General features: G+C 58.4%; 11 protein-coding genes and 1 pseudogene. 8 read left to right on the top strand and 4 right to left on the bottom strand.

The features are described 5' to 3' along the window. Positions 1–163 precede the first annotated feature (163 nt). The gene (locus RYC18_RS14645) at positions 164–1,138 is read left to right on the top strand and encodes a serine/threonine protein kinase (RefSeq protein WP_316886400.1); all 975 of its coding nucleotides are present in this window, start codon (positions 164–166) and stop codon (positions 1,136–1,138) included. A gap of 211 nt (positions 1,139–1,349) precedes the next feature. Beyond that, on the top strand, positions 1,350–2,237 hold the full coding sequence (gene rarD, locus RYC18_RS14640) for an EamA family transporter RarD (RefSeq protein ID WP_004663394.1): 888 nt from the start codon (positions 1,350–1,352) through the stop codon (positions 2,235–2,237). 223 nt (positions 2,238–2,460) lie between these two features. Here rarD and RYC18_RS14635 read toward each other — a convergent pair whose 3' ends face one another. Further along, positions 2,461–2,979, bottom strand: a complete 519-nt coding sequence (locus RYC18_RS14635; RefSeq protein ID WP_316886397.1) for a glycine cleavage system protein R — start codon at positions 2,977–2,979, stop codon at positions 2,461–2,463. A gap of 321 nt (positions 2,980–3,300) precedes the next feature. On the opposite strand from RYC18_RS14635, the gene RYC18_RS14630 reads away from it, so the two are divergent. Beyond that, a complete protein-coding gene (locus RYC18_RS14630; protein WP_316886395.1) occupies positions 3,301–5,478 on the top strand; it encodes a malate synthase G in 2,178 nt (725 codons plus the stop codon). Positions 5,479–6,344: 866 nt separating this feature from the next. Beyond that, positions 6,345–10,082 (top strand): type III effector, encoded by a 3,738-nt coding sequence (locus RYC18_RS14625; protein ID WP_316886439.1) that lies wholly within the window; start codon positions 6,345–6,347, stop codon positions 10,080–10,082. A gap of 45 nt (positions 10,083–10,127) precedes the next feature. Here the strand turns inward: RYC18_RS14625 and RYC18_RS14620 are convergent, their stop codons facing one another. Continuing rightward, positions 10,128–10,574, bottom strand: coding sequence for a response regulator (locus RYC18_RS14620; protein WP_002555590.1), 447 nt, complete (start codon positions 10,572–10,574; stop codon positions 10,128–10,130). Between the two features lie 232 nt (positions 10,575–10,806). Between RYC18_RS14620 and RYC18_RS14615 the strand changes: the two genes are divergently transcribed. Next, positions 10,807–12,741, top strand: a complete 1,935-nt coding sequence (locus tag RYC18_RS14615; protein ID WP_005735054.1) for a putative nucleotidyltransferase substrate binding domain-containing protein — start codon at positions 10,807–10,809, stop codon at positions 12,739–12,741. Then, positions 12,738–13,451, top strand: coding sequence for a PolC-type DNA polymerase III (locus RYC18_RS14610; RefSeq protein WP_002555593.1), 714 nt, complete (start codon positions 12,738–12,740; stop codon positions 13,449–13,451). The genes RYC18_RS14615 and RYC18_RS14610 overlap by 4 nt, the downstream gene beginning before the upstream one ends. Before the next feature lie 13 nt (positions 13,452–13,464). Here the strand turns inward: RYC18_RS14610 and RYC18_RS14605 are convergent, their stop codons facing one another. Then, entirely contained in the window at positions 13,465–13,767 is a 303-nt protein-coding gene (locus RYC18_RS14605) for a cell division protein ZapA (RefSeq protein WP_005735052.1), read from the bottom strand. Further along, positions 13,764–13,997, bottom strand: a complete 234-nt coding sequence (locus tag RYC18_RS14600; protein ID WP_002555595.1) for a hypothetical protein — start codon at positions 13,995–13,997, stop codon at positions 13,764–13,766. The genes RYC18_RS14605 and RYC18_RS14600 overlap by 4 nt, the downstream gene beginning before the upstream one ends. A gap of 421 nt (positions 13,998–14,418) precedes the next feature. On the opposite strand from RYC18_RS14600, the pseudogene RYC18_RS26555 reads away from it, so the two are divergent. Both RYC18_RS26555 and RYC18_RS14595 read left to right on the top strand, forming a co-directional pair. Next, positions 14,419–14,913: pseudogene (locus tag RYC18_RS26555) on the top strand (MCP four helix bundle domain-containing protein); the annotation flags it as partial. Further along, positions 14,914–16,044, top strand: coding sequence for a methyl-accepting chemotaxis protein (locus RYC18_RS14595; protein WP_410041768.1), 1,131 nt, complete (start codon positions 14,914–14,916; stop codon positions 16,042–16,044). The last annotated feature ends 123 nt before the right edge of the window (positions 16,045–16,167 follow it).

The following is a 16,167-nucleotide window of genomic DNA, read 5'->3' as shown; positions in this document are numbered from 1 at the left end:
GCAACTCTAAGTGGCGAACATGGCTAAACAGCGACCGGAGGATGACCGTTTGGTGACAACTCGACCCTTGGGCACTTTAAACAGAAGGGGTTTAGCGAACCGGGACCGGTCTGCGTTACCATCAGCGGTCCAACGCGGCAACCTGCTGCGCGCAGGAGTAGTCATGGCTCACCCGTTTGCAACACTCACTCCCGATCTGGTGCTCGATGCCGTTGAAAGCATCGGTTTTCTCAGCGATGCCCGCATCCTGGCACTCAACAGCTACGAAAACCGCGTGTATCAGGTCGGTATCGAAGACGGTCAGCCGCTGATCGCCAAGTTCTATCGGCCACAGCGCTGGACCAACGAAGCCATCCTTGAAGAACACAGCTTCACTTACGAGCTGGTCGAGGTCGAAGTGCCCGTTGTTGCGCCCATGGTGCATAACGGCGAAACCCTGTTCGAACATGCCGGCTTTCGCTTCACGCTATTCCCGCGCCGAGGCGGACGCGCGCCGGAGCCGGGCAATCTGGATCAGCTGTATCGCCTGGGTCAGTTACTGGGGCGTATCCATGCGGTCGGCTCGACCAAACCGTTCGCGCACCGCGAAGCACTGGGTGTGAATAACTTTGGCCATGCGTCGGTCAATTACCTGCTGGAAAACGACTGCATCCCGCGCAGCCTGCTTCCGGCTTACGAGTCGGTAGCCCGTGACCTGCTCAAGCGTGTCGAAGACGTTTACGCCGCCACGCCGCATACCAACATTCGCATGCACGGTGACTGCCACCCCGGCAACATGATGTGCCGCGACGAGATGTTCCACATCGTCGACCTGGACGACTGCCGCCTTGGTCCTGCCGTCCAGGATATCTGGATGATGCTGGCCGGCGACCGCCAGGAACGTCTGGGTCAGTTGTCGGAGCTGATGGACGGCTACAACGAATTTCATGATTTCGATCCACGCGAACTGGCCCTGATCGAACCACTGCGTGCCCTGCGCCTGATGCACTACAGCGCCTGGCTGGCCAGGCGCTGGGACGACCCTGCATTCCCGCACAGCTTTCCATGGTTCGGCACTGAGCATTACTGGGGCGACCATATCCTGGCCCTGCGCGAGCAGATGTCAGCGCTGAATGAAGAGCCGTTGAAACTGTTTTGACCTGATGAGCCCCAGATTATCGTGCGGCGCTCCGCGTCGCATGCAGTTCTGGACGCTCCGCATACGATCCTGAACAAGTGACGCGGCACAGATGTCGTGAATCAGCCGAACCTGTGTATAACATCCAGCGCTCCAGCGTGAGTACGATCAAAACCATCAACCGCATCACCCCACAATAAAACCGGAAATTTCTGTATTAAAGGGACGCTCCATGCAAGCTGCCAATCCACGCCGTGGATACATCCTGGGCCTGAGTGCTTACACCATCTGGGGCCTGTTCCCCATCTACTTCAAGGCCATCTCCGCCGTTCCGGCCATCGAGATCATCATCCATCGAGTGCTCTGGTCAGCCCTCTTCGGCTCGATTGTGCTGATGTTCTGGAAACATCCCGGCTGGTGGCGTGACCTGCGCAACAACCCACAGCGACTGGCCGTGCTGGCACTCAGCGGGACGCTGATCGCTGCGAACTGGATCGTCTACGTGTGGGCCGTTAACAACGGCCGCATGCTTGAAGCGAGTCTCGGGTATTACATCAACCCGCTGGTCAACGTGCTGCTGGGCATGCTGTTGCTGGGCGAGCGGCTCAGGCGTCTGCAAATGCTGGCGGTCGCTTTCGCCACCATTGGTGTCGCCCAGCAGGTCTGGAACGTCGGCAGCCTGCCGTGGGTGTCACTGGCCCTGGCGCTGACCTTTGCGTTCTACGGCCTGATCCGCAAAAAAGCCCCGGTTGCCGCCTTGCCTGGCCTGGTAGTGGAAACCTGGATGCTGGTGCCGCTGGCATTGATCTGGCTAACGCTCAACCCGACGGCCGTAAGCGCCCAGCCGGAATTCTGGACCACCACGCAAGCCATCTGGCTCGCCGCCGCAGGCCCGGTGACGCTTATCCCGCTGGTGTGCTTCAACGCCGCAGCCCGTCACCTGCCCTTCACCACCCTGGGTTTCCTGCAATACCTCGCGCCCACGCTGGTTCTGCTGCTGGCCGTGCTGCTGTATGGGGAGCACCTGACCACCAGCACCATCATCACCTTCGCCTTCATCTGGGCGGGGCTGGCAATCTACAGTGTGGATATCTGGCTGAAATCCCGCGGCCGAGGCTGATCAAAAAACACACAACACCTCGCAAGCCACGCCTCCCGTGGCCTGCAAGAGGTTCTCCAAGGGTTATCCACAGGCAGGCTAACCTTATCTGTGCACAAGCCCTTGAAACTGTTGGTTTTTTGATCAACTTTCGCCAGGCCACGGCGAACGTGGCGTGTAAGGCTATTCCCCCAGGTTATCCACAGGCAGGTGCACGGTTAACCTGGATAACCTGAAAGTGAATCTAGTCCTCAGCACCCAACACCAGCTCCACCATCAGATCATCAGCCAGGGTCTCAAGCCCTGCCTGCAGGTCATCCAGCGACAAGCCCAGCGGTACGCCCAGCACTGCATCGGCGTGGAACAGCAACTCGCTGCTCATGGGCGCAGGAGAAACGTCGGTGATCAAGTGTTCGACGTTAACGCCCTGCCCGGCCAGCAAGCGGGTGATGTCGCGCACAATGCCGGGGCGGTCGTTACCGACCAGTTGCATGCTGATCAACTGAGTCGGGGCGGTTGTCTCTATCACGCTTTCAGCCAACAGCATGCGAATGCCATGGGCCGACAGGGCGTTCAACGCTTTGATCAGGTCATCGTACTTTTCCGGCTCGACGCCCACCTTGAGGATCCCGGCAAATTGCCCGGCCATGCGCGACATGCGGCTTTCCAGCCAGTTACCGCCCTGCTCGGCAATGCATTGCGCGATACGTTCGACCTGACCCGGTTTGTCGGGAGCAACCAACGTTACGACGAGATGATCCACGGTCAATTCCTCTTTCTGTGCAGGTGATTTGAAAACGGCGTCGGTCGCACCAGTATAGACAGCCCCGAAGACAGCCCGCGCGCGGTAAATCGTGTACCGTTTGCCACGCTTTATGGAACAATCCCGAGCGCTTTTGGGAACACAATGAATATCATCGTGACCCGATATGAATATCCAGTCGTTTAATGACATATTCAGCGACGTTTTCACGCAACGGCGGCTCATGTAGTATCCAGAATCTCGCACTACATGACACCAAGATCAATAACAGAGCGCTCCCCGAGTGTGCTCGACCCTGCTGAGCAGAGTGAGGCAAGTGCAATGACTGAGTACGTTCAAGTCGGTGACCTGCAAGTCGCCAGAGTCCTGTTCGACTTCGTGCAGAACGAAGCCACACCCGGAACCGGCATCGACGCCACTGCGTTCTGGGCGGGTGCGGACCAACTGATCCACGACCTTGCGCCAAAGAACAAGGCACTGCTCGCCAAACGAGATGAATTGCAGGCGCAGATCGACACGTGGCACCAATCGCGCGCTGGACAGGCTCACGACGCCTCGGCTTACAAAGCCTTCCTTCAGGAGATCGGCTACCTGCTGCCAGAAGCAGCGGACTTCCAGATCACCACGCAAAACGTCGATGAAGAAATAGCCACCATGGCCGGACCGCAACTGGTCGTGCCGGTGATGAACGCACGGTTTGCGCTCAATGCGTCAAATGCCCGCTGGGGCTCGCTGTATGACGCGCTCTATGGCACCGATGCCATCAGCGAAGAAGGCGGCGCGGAGAAAGGCAAGGGCTACAACAAGGTGCGTGGCGACAAGGTGATCGCCTTCGCCCGCGCGTTCCTCGATCAGGCTGCCCCTTTGGCGGCTGGCTCGCACGTTGATTCGACTGCTTACAAGTTGATCGACGGCAGACTGGTCATCAGCCTCAAGGGCGGCAGCAACACCGGCCTGCGCGACGATGCACAACTGGTGGGTTTTCAGGGTGAGGCTTCAGCGCCGTTCGCCGTGCTGCTCAAACACAATGGCCTGCATTTCGAATTGCAGATCGACGCTTCCAGCCCGGTTGGCCAAACCGATGCGGCAGGCGTGAAAGACATCCTCATGGAAGCCGCGCTGACCACCATCATGGATTGCGAAGACTCCATTGCAGCCGTCGATGCCGACGACAAAGTGGTCGTCTACCGCAACTGGCTAGGCCTGATGAAAGGCGACCTGGCGGAATCGGTGTCCAAAGGCGGCGAAACCTTCACCCGCACCATGAACCCGGACCGCGTCTACACCACGCCACAAGGCGGCGAAGCCACGCTGCACGGTCGTTCGCTGCTGTTCATTCGCAACGTAGGTCACTTGATGACCATCGACGCGATTCTCGACAAGCATGGCAATGAAGTGCCGGAAGGTATTCTCGATGGCCTGTTGACCAGTCTGGCTGCGATCCACAACCTCAACGGCAATACCTCGCGCAGCAACAGCCGCAGCGGCTCGATGTACATCGTCAAACCGAAGATGCACGGGCCGGAGGAAGCCGCGTTTACCAACGAACTGTTCGGGCGTATCGAGCAGGTGCTGGGCTTGCCGCGCAACACATTGAAAGTCGGCATCATGGACGAAGAACGCCGTACCACGGTCAACCTCAAAGCCTGTATTCAGGCAGCCAGCGAGCGCGTGGTATTCATCAACACCGGCTTCCTCGACCGCACCGGTGACGAAATCCATACCTCGATGGAAGCGGGCCCGGTGGTGCGCAAGGCGCAGATGAAAGCCGAGAAATGGATCAGTGCCTACGAGAACTCCAACGTCGACATCGGCCTGAAATGCGGCCTGCAAGGTCGCGCACAGATCGGCAAAGGCATGTGGGCCATGCCCGACCTGATGGCCGCCATGCTGGAACAGAAAATCGCTCACCCGCTGGCTGGCGCAAACACTGCCTGGGTGCCCTCGCCTACAGCGGCTGCGCTACACGCCCTGCATTACCACAAGGTCGATGTATTCGCTCGTCAGGCCGAACTGGCTCAACGCGAGCAGGCATCGGTGGATGACATTCTGACCATTCCCCTTGCGCCGAACACCGACTGGACGCCCGAAGAAATCCAGAACGAACTGGACAACAACGCACAGGGCATTCTCGGCTACGTGGTGCGCTGGATCGATCAGGGTGTAGGTTGCTCGAAAGTACCGGATATCAACGACATCGGCCTGATGGAAGACCGCGCAACGCTGCGCATCTCAAGCCAGCACATGGCCAACTGGCTGCGTCACGGCGTTGTCAGCGAAGCTCAGGTGCTGGAAAGCTTGAAGCGCATGGCACCGGTCGTGGATCGCCAGAATGCCAATGACCCGCTGTATCGCCCGCTGGCGCCAGACTTCGACAGCAACATTGCCTTCCAGGCAGCCGTCGAACTGGTGATCGAAGGTACGCGACAGCCTAACGGCTATACCGAGCCGGTACTGCATCGTCGCCGTCGTGAGTTCAAGGCCAAAAAAGGAATGTAAGGATTTTAGTCATCGGACCTGAGAGGCAGCTTGCTGCCTCTTCGGGAAGGCGATGAGTAAACATCGCGTTTTTTGTTCGAATACCCCAGATACTTTCCAACTGAACGTCTCTGATTGCGTCGGTGATCAACCTGCCATTCCTTGAATCCCCGACAACCTTTCACCCATCCTCGCGCGCACCAAAATAAAAGCGGAACCGAATCCACATATCGACCACCCATCCAGACAGGTCCGAAAACCTCCCGTTCAAGCAGGATAACGTTTCAGGCACCTGCCACAGCTGACTCACCAACGGAAGCAAACCGCGAGTCAGCAACGTAGCCCCCGTTATGCACCCGAGCAAACACGCCTCCCCCGTGCCGCCCTGGCAGTTTGAGGAAGTGTCGCCTGCAACCTCTTGGCGTCATGGCGACAGCCCTTCAAACACGTTTTACGCACCACCGAATGTGCAGTGTCGATTACTACCACCACCTGTATTGATCTGTCGAACTTGATATCTGAGCCGATGGAGCCCGCTCATGACCTTAAGAATCAATACTCGTTCTGCTACCCCGGTTGTACCTCTGGAAACAGGATCTTCGTCGCAGCCGGCAGTACCGTCTGTCACGGCAAGACCGACTGAGCCTCCGCCAGTCGCCAATCCTGCTGCACCTAAATCAGCGCCAGGTGTTCAGCAAGCTCACGGGCTGAAGACGCGCATCGCTGGCAAGCTTTCCGAGCGTCAGACCAATTTCAGTCTCGGTATTCCCGGCACCGGTCGTACTTTAAACCGGCCCTTGCGCAGCGGGATTCCGGAGGAAGGTGAGCACCTATCGAGCGAGGAGAAACACGATCCGTTGCTGAAAGAAGCGCATGAACTGCAGCGCATGGTCGATTCGGCGCTGACCCACCTGAAGGCGGCGCCAACGTCTCTCTGGGAGCGCCCCGCCCCTTCAACGGTAAGGGGTATTACCACCAAGGTTTTTCCGTGGCTAAAGCCTGCCCCGCTACGCGAGGTCGCCAGCAATGGCAGCAACGCCAAGACCAAAGCCGATAACTCACAGCAAAGCCCTGAAACCATCGCAGCGGCGGTGAAAGAGTTGAGCACCCGGCTGGATCATCAGAGCAAGGTGCTCGCCACAGCCACCCTCGCATTGGTCGCTGCGCGCGAGCATCTTGAATCGCTCGAACAGGCCACCCCACCCACGTCGACCGAACGACTGGACCATGCCAGGGCTCGCGTTCAACAGGCCGACTCCACCACCCGCCTGGCCAGCCAGCAACTTCGGGAGCTGATTCAGGGCACAGAGGTACTGCAACTGGGCGCGCTGAGTGAGGGGCAGGATCAGGTTAAACAGAAAGCCGAGTTCTCTCAGCAGTGGCTGGGCGAGTTGCGCACACGCATGCAGGCGCTGGATGTCCGTTTCGCCGACCGGCACGCTGCCATCGAAATCGAACTGCAAATCAAGGTGGCAGAGACTCGTGAGCTGATTTCACTCGATCACGACATGACCGCGGCCGAGCACACGGCCGCGCACGCCAATATGCAGCTTTCTGCGTTGCGCGCCCAGCGACAGGAGACGCCCGAAGGGTCAGACGAAGCCGACAGGCTGGACACCGCCATTGGACAGACGCTTGCAACGCGTTCACAGGCCATGCAAACACATCAGCAACTGGCAAAAAGACTGGTGCGGGTCGATGCCGATGTTGCGCGCCTGAACGACGAGCTGGGCGAGATTCATCAGCGAATCGCGATCGTCAATGACGAGCGCTTTGCACTCAAGACACTTGATCAGAAACTGCCCGCATCAGACCAGGTCACCACGCCTGCAGAGGGCGAGGCCCAAGAACGAATCGATAAAACCGCTCTCAAGAACGTCCGCGAGCAGTACCTCGCCAGTCAGATCAGTCAAGCGCACGCTTTTGCAGCAACCGGTGCGGATGAAATTCAAGCGGCCCTGCAACGTATCGGCGATCGCCTGCAAGGCACGCCGCCACCCACATCGCTGCCAGCTTTCGCGGTTATCGAGGTAATAACGTCGGCGCTGGCAGACGTGACGGGCAATGACGCCACACGTGCCAACCGTGTGCTCGACGTACTGAGCCAGCACCCACTGGAACATTGGCCACGCGTTGCCGAAGAAATGTCGAAGTCGGTCAGGACCCGCAGCGCCACAAACAACAGCATTCAGCAGGACACGCTCAACCTCTGTCGAAAACTGGCAACTGTGCCGCGTGGCATGGAAATGCTGCAAGTGCTCTCCAGCGATGGCACTGCACCGATAGTGGCCGAGCGGGCCAAGCCTTTGCGCGTGTTCTGGAATGCCGATGAAGCGCAGCAGAAAGAGCCCGACGGCAAGGTCAAGGCATGGCTGCAAACCGCCAAACAGGTGGCGCGCAGCAAGCTGGATGGAGACGAGAAGTCGTTCGACGATGTTGATCACGCCGCCTTCAACGCGGTTCGTAACAGTTATTTCAGTAACGCTCCCGGCACGCCCTATGCGCAGCATGACCAGCGCCTGAAAAAAGCGACGATGGAATGGGTCATGCGCGCCGTGGCGGCCAATACCCCGGAGCAAGCAACAGCAACTGCCCCAGCGAAAAGCTCGTTACCACGCCGCCTGATCCCCACGCTGAACAAAACACCCTTTGCTAAATCGACGCTGGACCGGGCCTACTCGGTGGGCGAAAGCATGGGCCTGCAATCGCCCAGAAAGCAGGTTGATCAGGTGATTTCTGCGCGTATCAGCATGCTGGAAGAAACCCTGAAAAACGCCAAGGGTGCACCAGGACTGCAACTTGAAATCTCGGCCGCCCACGCCCTGCTCGATCACCTCAAATCTCTGGAAAAGAAAGGCACTCACCTGTCGCAGGTGACGCTTAAAAATCGCGATGGCAAATCGATGCAAAGCCTGCTCAAGGCCCGCGTTCAACAGCAGCGGCTATCACAGATATGGGATAAGCCGGACGCGAACGGCAAGCGCGCAGTCAACGTACTGCACAAAGCTCAGCACATCGAACTGCCGCCGCTGTACAGCGAACTGGCGAACAGCAAGCTGTCGGTCTACGAGGCAATCAATCGCGTCGATGAGCACCTGCGCGAGATATTGCCGCCGGCGCTGCAACCTGCTCAGTCTGTTGAAGAGGTGCTTGATCAGGACTTGAACGCGGCGATAAAACTGCTGAAAACCCGGCATTTGAGCGAGAAAAGCGACATTGTGACGTTTTTCAAGCCGTTCATTCTTGAAAGCCGCCTGCGCGACCGGCTGCGGCTGGGCGGCGGAGGCACGCTGGGCGTAGGCTTGCCGTCGCTGCCCTACAGCTTGATATCGCCCATCGTGTCACCGATCTTTTCGGCAGAGAAATCTCGCAGTGACGAAGCGTTTGCCCAGTTGTTCATGCCGATTCTGGGGATGGAAATGTCCTTCGGCAAAGCACGAACCGAAGCCGCCGAGGTCACCATCGGTGTGGCGGCGGGAAGCGCGGTTGCAGAGGGTGTGGGGATACAGGCTGCGCTCACTGGCCGCTTTACCGCTCAGGAAACCCAAACCAGCTCGACCCTCATGCGCTTTTTCCGCACCCGTCACAAGGACGATGAAATGCGCGGCAACATGCTGACCGCGCTGGACAGCATGGTCCGCTGGGACATCATCGACCCGCAAAAGGGCCAGCGCTACGCCGGGCCGCTGGAAGCCATACTGGCGCGTAACCCGGAGGTCTCTGTCAGCCAGATAGATGCGACGTCCAGCACCCGCAACGTCGCGGCGCGTATGGCATTGCGCGTCCCGGCGGTACGTTTCAAGGATGGCGCAAGCGATGCCTCTCAAACCCTGACGCCGGAACCTTCGGTGTACGTCGAAGCGGATCGAATCAAGGAAACACGTACGGAAACCGGCGGATTCATCAGCGTTGTCGGCGCCAAGGGTGACACTGCTCAGCAACGGGCGGGGGTCACCGCCAACCTGAACTTCGCGCCGATTGCCAGCTCGGCCACGTCAGCAAAAAAAGGTGCCAACCATGGGGTTCAGGGTCAGGGGCTGGGTTTGCAACTGGGCATGTCCCGAGACCTGGCCTGGGCGCTGGAAAAGAACGAAATATCGCCCTTCCTGATTGGCGACAAACAGGACGCCGATCTGGACCGGCACTACTCCACGCCGCGCGACATGCAGGCCGAAATCACCGCCAACCGCGACCTGTGGTTGATGCGTTGCATCGAAACACTGGAGCCGGATGAGACAGGCAACAAAAACACCCCCGACAACCGCCTGCGCGCGGCTATACACCTTGACGCTTTCGAGGCGACAATCAAACGTCTGGGCAAGGACAGCAAGTATTGCCAGTACAACGTCAATTACTCGATGAAGGGCCGGGCAGGCGCCGAAATAGACGGCTATCGCGGCATTCAGGCTGTGGCTTTGCAGCGCGGAGATGTGCAGGCAGCGGAAAAGGCCCAGCAGGCCATTGACGATATTTTGCTGACCAAAGAAACCTGGCGACCACTGGTGTTGATCGTTCGTGAACGGGCACGGGACTCAACCGTTGTCGGCTGGCGTAACCTGCTGCGTTGGCAGAAGCTCTCCAATATCGACGGTCAGCGCACTGCAGCGCAGTTTCCGCCGCCGTGAAAACGGGGATCGACACGCTGGTCATTCAACTGCACGACTAACGCGTCAATTCATTCCCAGCTCACGCTTTACCAGCTTCACCAGCTGCTTGGTGTTAAGCGGCTTGAGCAGGAAGTCCACCACGTTCAAGTGCATGGCATCGATGGCATCGCGCACGTTGGCATCGCCGGAGACGATAATGATCGGCAGTTCGGCGCGATCCGACTCCCTTACCTTGCGGATCAGGTCCAGCCCGTCGAAAGGTGCCATGCGCAAATCGGTAATCAGCAGTCCGATGGACTGACGCGTCTGGATCATTTCGAGCGCGCTGTCGCCACCGGGTGCGGTCATGCAACTGATGTCATTGAGGCTCAGAATTTCGGCCAGCAGCTCGCGCGCGTCGCTGTCGTCATCGACGATCAGAACTCGTTGCGGTGCGTCACGGGCGGGCGTGAGCATGACCTCATGGAGGGCATTGCGCTCTTCATCGCTCAAAATGTCGTGGTCAATCATTGCAGTCTCATCATTCCCTGAACTAATCCGACAGCAGATATGGATAAATCTGCGATGCATTTCGTCGGCATCCTGGCCAGTCTCCGCTCGCAATCCATTGCGTTCGTCAAATCAGTTACGCCGCAGCAGGCACGGCACTGTCACTCGGTTCAAGCGTAAGACTTACGTCCAATGGGCACCTGGCTGCAAGCGGCCGACCATGAGCACCAATAACAAGAACGCGGAACAGGCCATGAGCAAGGCAGATGCTTTCACCCAGGCAGGCAAGACAGCCGTGCTACAGAACATACACGGCACCATGCAGTTTCTGCAAAAATTCCCGCCTTTCAACCAGATGGAAAACGCGCATCTGGCGTACCTCGTAGAGCAGTGTCAGCTCCGGTTCTATGCTGCGGATGAAAGCATCATCAAGCCTGGCGATGGCCCGGTAGAGCACTTTTACATCGTCAAGCAGGGGCGAATCGTCGGTGAACGTCCGCATTCTGCCAAAGGCGGCACAGAAACAACATTTGAAATTACCACTGGCGAGTGTTTTCCACTTGCGGCCCTGCTGGGCGAGCGTGCCACTCGCACTGAACACCTGGCTGCAGAAGACACCTTCTGCCTGCAATTGAACAAGCAGGCGTTCATCAAGCTATTCGCGCTTTCCACAACGTTTCGCGACTTTGCCCTGCGTGGTGTCAGCAGCCTGCTGGATCAGGTCAATCAGCAGGTCCAGCAGCGCGCCGCTGAAACCCTGGGCACGCAGTATTCCCTGAATACACGTCTGGGCGAACTGGCCATGCGTCACCCGGTGATGTGCAGCCCTGAAACACCCATGCGCGACGCGGTGAAACTGATGCATGAACAGCAGGTAGGCAGCATCGTGATTGTCGACGAGCAGCAGGCCCCGCTGGGGATTTTTACCCTGCGCGACCTGCGTGAGGCAGTTGCCGATGTGAATGCCGATTTCAGCGCGCCGGTCAGACACACCATGAGCCTGTCGCCGTTCCATCTGAGCCCGGACGCCAGCGCATTCGACGCGGCCATCGCCATGACCGGACGTCACATCGCCCACGTGTGCCTGGTCAGAGACGGGCGATTGTGTGGCGTGGTATCGGAGCGCGATTTGTTTTCCTTGCAACGGGTCGACCTGGTCCACCTGGCGCGGACCATCCGCAATGCGCCGCGTATCGAGGCGCTCGCCGGTTTGAGGGGCGATATCGTCCAGTTGGTCGACCGCATGCTGGCCCATGGTGCCTCTTCGACCCAGATAACCCAGATCATTACCCTGCTCAATGACCACACCGTGTGCCGCGTGATCGAGCTGACACTTGCAGAAAATGGCGACCCCGGCATTGCATTCAGCTGGCTGTGCTTTGGCAGCGAAGGCCGTCGCGAGCAGACGCTGCATACCGATCAGGACAACGGCATTCTGTTTGAAGCCAGCGATGCGGCGGAGGCAGAGCAGATCCGCACGTTATTGTTGCCGATTGCCGAACGTATCAATCAGAGCCTGGCACAGTGCGGTTTTACCCTGTGCAAGGGCAACATCATGGCCGGCAACCCCGACCTGTGCCTGTCCCGGCTCGAGTGGTCACAGCGCTTTGCAGCCTTTATCCGCGAGGCAACTCCGGAGAACCTGCTGGCATCGAGTATCTATTTCGATCTGCGCGTGGTCTGGGGCGATGAGAGCGGCGGCGAGCAACTGCGCCGCGGCATTCTTGATCAGGTAGCAGACAACAAGCTGTTCCAGCGCATGATGGCCGAGAACGCACTGCGCCAAAGGCCGCCGGTGGGCCGTTTCAAGGATTTCGTCCTGGCGCGCAAAGGCAGCGAAAAAGACACCCTGGACCTCAAGACCGAAGGCCTGACGCCCTTTGTCGACGGTGCGCGCCTGCTGGCGCTTGCCAATGGTGTCGGCGTCAACAATACCCAGGAACGCCTGCGCCAACTGGTCGAACGTGAAGTCATCGACCCCCTGGATGGCGCTGCGTATGAAGAGGCGTACCACTTCATTCAGCAGACCCGCATGCAGCAACATCAATTGCAAAGCCGCCAGAACCTTCCTTACTCCAACCGCATCGACCCTGACACGCTCAACCATCTGGACAGACGCATTCTGCGCGAATCGTTTCGCCAGGCGCAGCGACTGCAAACCAGCCTGACCCTGCGTTATCAACTATGAACCTGTTCGAATGGCTCAAGCCGCGCGCGAAAAAGACACCCTTGCAAGCGCATCAACTGGATCGCCTCAAAAAGCTGCCGGTCTGCGCGAACCTCAGCGACAAGCCGTTGCGCCAACAGCGCTGGGTCGTGCTGGACCTTGAAACCAGCGGCTTGAACATGAACCGCGATCAAGTGCTGTCCATCGGTGCGGTCGTAATTGAAGACGGTGCCATCGACCTGGGTCAACAGTTCGAGCGTACGCTGTTGCGCGTCGACCACAAGGTCAGCCCGGCCGTGCTTATTCATGGTTTGGCGCCCAGTGCGATTGCCGCGGGCAGCGAGCCGGCCGAGGCGTTGCTGGACTTCATGGAGTTCGTCGGCGAAAGCCCGATTCTGGGTTTTCATGCGCCGTTCGATCAGCACATGCTGTCGCGCGCACTGAAAGAAAGCCTGGACTACCGCTTGCGGCATCCGTTTTTCGATGCCGCAGAAATAGCCCCGATGCTCTGTGAACAAGCCAACCTGCGTCACGCAGGGCTGGACGACTGGACGCAGTTTTTTGGCCTGCATGCCGAAGAGCGTCACAACGCCAGCGCTGATGCACTGGTCACCGCAGAGCTGGCGCTGATCCTGTTCAGCCACGCCCGTCGTCAGCAGATCGACAGCCCGCGGCTACTGGAGGAGCGACTCGGGCAATGGCGCAGACGCAAGCAATCGCACTCGTTTTGACTGCGACCTGCACTTAGCTCTGGGAAATGGTCTTGGCGATCACATCCACCGTCGCGTCGACCTGCTCGCGGTAACGCTTAAGCTCGACCTTGTGCAATTGCTCAAGCTCGATTTGCTGCGAACAGAGGTTCAGCGCAGCCAGAACCAGCAGACGGTCACCGATCAACGTCGGGTATTTGCGCTTGGTGTCGGCCAGCGACGCATTGAGCATCGCCGCGGCCTTCATGAGGGTCAGGTCTTCACCGGCAGGGGCTTTGACCGAGTACTCATTACCCAGAATGGTGAGAACGGTTACACCGTTGCCATCGACGTTCATGCGCCAACAGCGCTTGCGCTGGTCGCGCGATCAACCAGTGCCTGGATACGGGCGGCGGTGCTGCCCTGCTTCTCTTCCTGCTCCATCAGGCTCAGTTGCAAGTTCTCGTTCTCGTCCTTGGCTTTTGCCAGCTCGGCACCGAGCTGTGCATTTGTGTCTTGAAGGGCCTGGTTCTGTTGCACCAGATCACCGACAAGTTGTTCCAATTGGCTAAGGGAGGCTTCCAACATTTTGATTTCTCGAGCAAATTTCAACGGGCGCGTACGATAAAGAAAAGTCGCTGCGCATGCCAGCGCTCAGGCTTTGATACTGATCTGTCATGACGTTGACATGTCCATAACGTAGACGCGTAGGGGGCTTGTGACTACGTATTCGGAATCCGGTTCCTGCTGTTCGTCAGACCGCCCCGAACTGCGACAAATGCGCACAGCCAATGGGCAAACTGACATCACCCTACCCCCCCTCAACCCAGCCTTTTCAAGGGTTTGCGCGAATGTCAGCCATATCCAAAGATAACCGTCAGTAATAAGTCGTCAATATTTAGTGCCTACTGACTCAAGACGTTAGTCGCATGACCGATAGGCAGCCATTCACTGCATTCCCTTCACCGTTAAATCGCATGGATTGCGTACCTGACCCTGGAAGCTTTCTATGTCCCTGCGAAATATGAACATCGCGCCCCGAGCGTTTCTTGGATTTGCCATGATCGGCACACTCATGTTGGTTCTGGGTGTATTTGCACTGTCTCAGATGAGCAAGATCCGTGGCGCCACTGAAGTGCTGGCCGACAACAATGTGCCGAGCATCAAGAGCCTTGACCGATTCGCTGAAGTCAGCATTCGTTTGCGCGTTCTGTCCTATCGATTGCTGGTCAACCGCGACCCGGAAACCCAGCAGAAAACCATCGAGTTGATGGCGATGCGCAACAAGCAGATCACTGACGCTCAGGCGATTTACGAGAAGCTCATCAGCGATCCCGACGAGCGCAATCTTTACAGCCAGTACGTACAACTGCTGGGACAATATCGCCAGCTTGAAGAGCGCCTGAAGACTCTGACTCGCGCCAACAAGATCGATGAATTGCAGGGCCTGCTCAATAACGAAATGCTCAACAACTCCGACCAGATGAATGTTGTGCTCAGCAAACTGGTGGAGTTCAACACGGCTCAGTTGAACCAGGTGAAGAAGGATGCGTCCAGCGAGTACGATTCGGCATTCAATCTGGTCATCGGACTGTTGATCGCTGCCACCCTGCTGACCATCGTGTTTGCCTGGATGCTGATCAAAAGTATTACCACGCCGATTGCCACGGCTCTGCATGCAGCGGAAACCATCGCACAAGGCAACCTGACCCGGCCGATCCAGATCGACGGTACCGATGAAGCCGGTCGTTTGCTGCTGGCCATGAAAACCATGCAGGACAAGCTGCGCGATACGTTGCAGGGAATTTCCGGTTCGGCCACGCAACTGGCCTCGGCTGCTGAAGAGCTCAATGCTGTCACCGACGAAAGCGCACGCGGGCTGGTGCAGCAGAACAACGAAATCGAGCAGGCTGCAACCGCGGTCAACGAGATGACCAGCGCCGTGGAAGAAGTCGCGCGCAATGCCGTCAGCACGTCACAAGCGTCTCGCAATGCTGCGACATCTGCTGGCGACGGTCGTGATCTGGTTCAGGAAACCGTCAGCGCCATCGAACGCATGAGCGGCGATGTGAAAGGTACGGCTGAACTGATCATCAACCTGGCCAGTGAATCGCGTGATATCGGTAAGGTGCTGGACGTGATTCGCGGCCTGGCAGACCAGACCAATCTGCTCGCCCTCAACGCCGCCATCGAGGCTGCACGCGCTGGTGAAGCCGGGCGTGGCTTTGCTGTAGTCGCCGACGAAGTCCGCGCCCTGGCGCACCGCACGCAGCAATCGACCAGTGAAATCGAACGCATGATCGGTAGCATTCAGAGCGGTACGGAGCAGGCAGTGAGTTCGATGCGCAACAGCACCGAACGCGCCGAATCGACGTTGAACATCGCCAAAGGCGCGGGCTTGGCGCTGAACACCATCAACGTTGCAGTCGAAGAGATCAACGAACGCAACATGGTCATCGCCAGTGCTGCCGAAGAGCAGGCGCAAGTCGCTCGCGAAGTGGACCGCAACCTGGTCAACATCCGCGACCTGTCTGCACAATCCACCACCGGCGCCAATCAAACCAGCGCGGCCAGCACCGAGCTATCCCGCCTGGCCGTGGACCTCAACAGCATGGTGTCGCGCTTCGCACTGTAAACACACGAAAACTCAACTGGCGTGCCGGCGCTCCGCGTCAGTACGCCGTTCTGGACGCTCCGCGTCCTCTTGCGACGCAGAGCGTCGCGAACTGCATACCACGCTGGATCCCGACTATCGTGC

The organism is Pseudomonas syringae group sp. 247E2 (assembly GCF_032587795.1).
Classification (GTDB): domain Bacteria; phylum Pseudomonadota; class Gammaproteobacteria; order Pseudomonadales; family Pseudomonadaceae; genus Aquipseudomonas; species Aquipseudomonas amygdali.
This window is presented reverse-complemented; position numbering and strand designations above follow the sequence as displayed.

Excerpts from the sequence above, each read along its gene's own strand:
- RYC18_RS14605 (WP_005735052.1), bottom strand. The coding sequence starts at position 13,767 with ATGAACGTCGATGGCAACGGTGTAACCGTTCTCACCATTCTGGGTAAT.
- RYC18_RS14630 (WP_316886395.1), top strand. The coding sequence starts at position 3,301 with ATGACTGAGTACGTTCAAGTCGGTGACCTGCAAGTCGCCAGAGTCCTG.
- RYC18_RS14615 (WP_005735054.1), top strand. The coding sequence starts at position 10,807 with ATGAGCAAGGCAGATGCTTTCACCCAGGCAGGCAAGACAGCCGTGCTA.
- rarD (WP_004663394.1), top strand. The coding sequence starts at position 1,350 with ATGCAAGCTGCCAATCCACGCCGTGGATACATCCTGGGCCTGAGTGCT.
- RYC18_RS14610 (WP_002555593.1), top strand. The coding sequence starts at position 12,738 with ATGAACCTGTTCGAATGGCTCAAGCCGCGCGCGAAAAAGACACCCTTG.
- RYC18_RS14620 (WP_002555590.1), bottom strand. The coding sequence starts at position 10,574 with ATGATTGACCACGACATTTTGAGCGATGAAGAGCGCAATGCCCTCCAT.
- RYC18_RS14600 (WP_002555595.1), bottom strand. The coding sequence starts at position 13,997 with ATGTTGGAAGCCTCCCTTAGCCAATTGGAACAACTTGTCGGTGATCTG.
- RYC18_RS14625 (WP_316886439.1), top strand. The coding sequence starts at position 6,345 with ATGGTCGATTCGGCGCTGACCCACCTGAAGGCGGCGCCAACGTCTCTC.
- RYC18_RS14645 (WP_316886400.1), top strand. The coding sequence starts at position 164 with ATGGCTCACCCGTTTGCAACACTCACTCCCGATCTGGTGCTCGATGCC.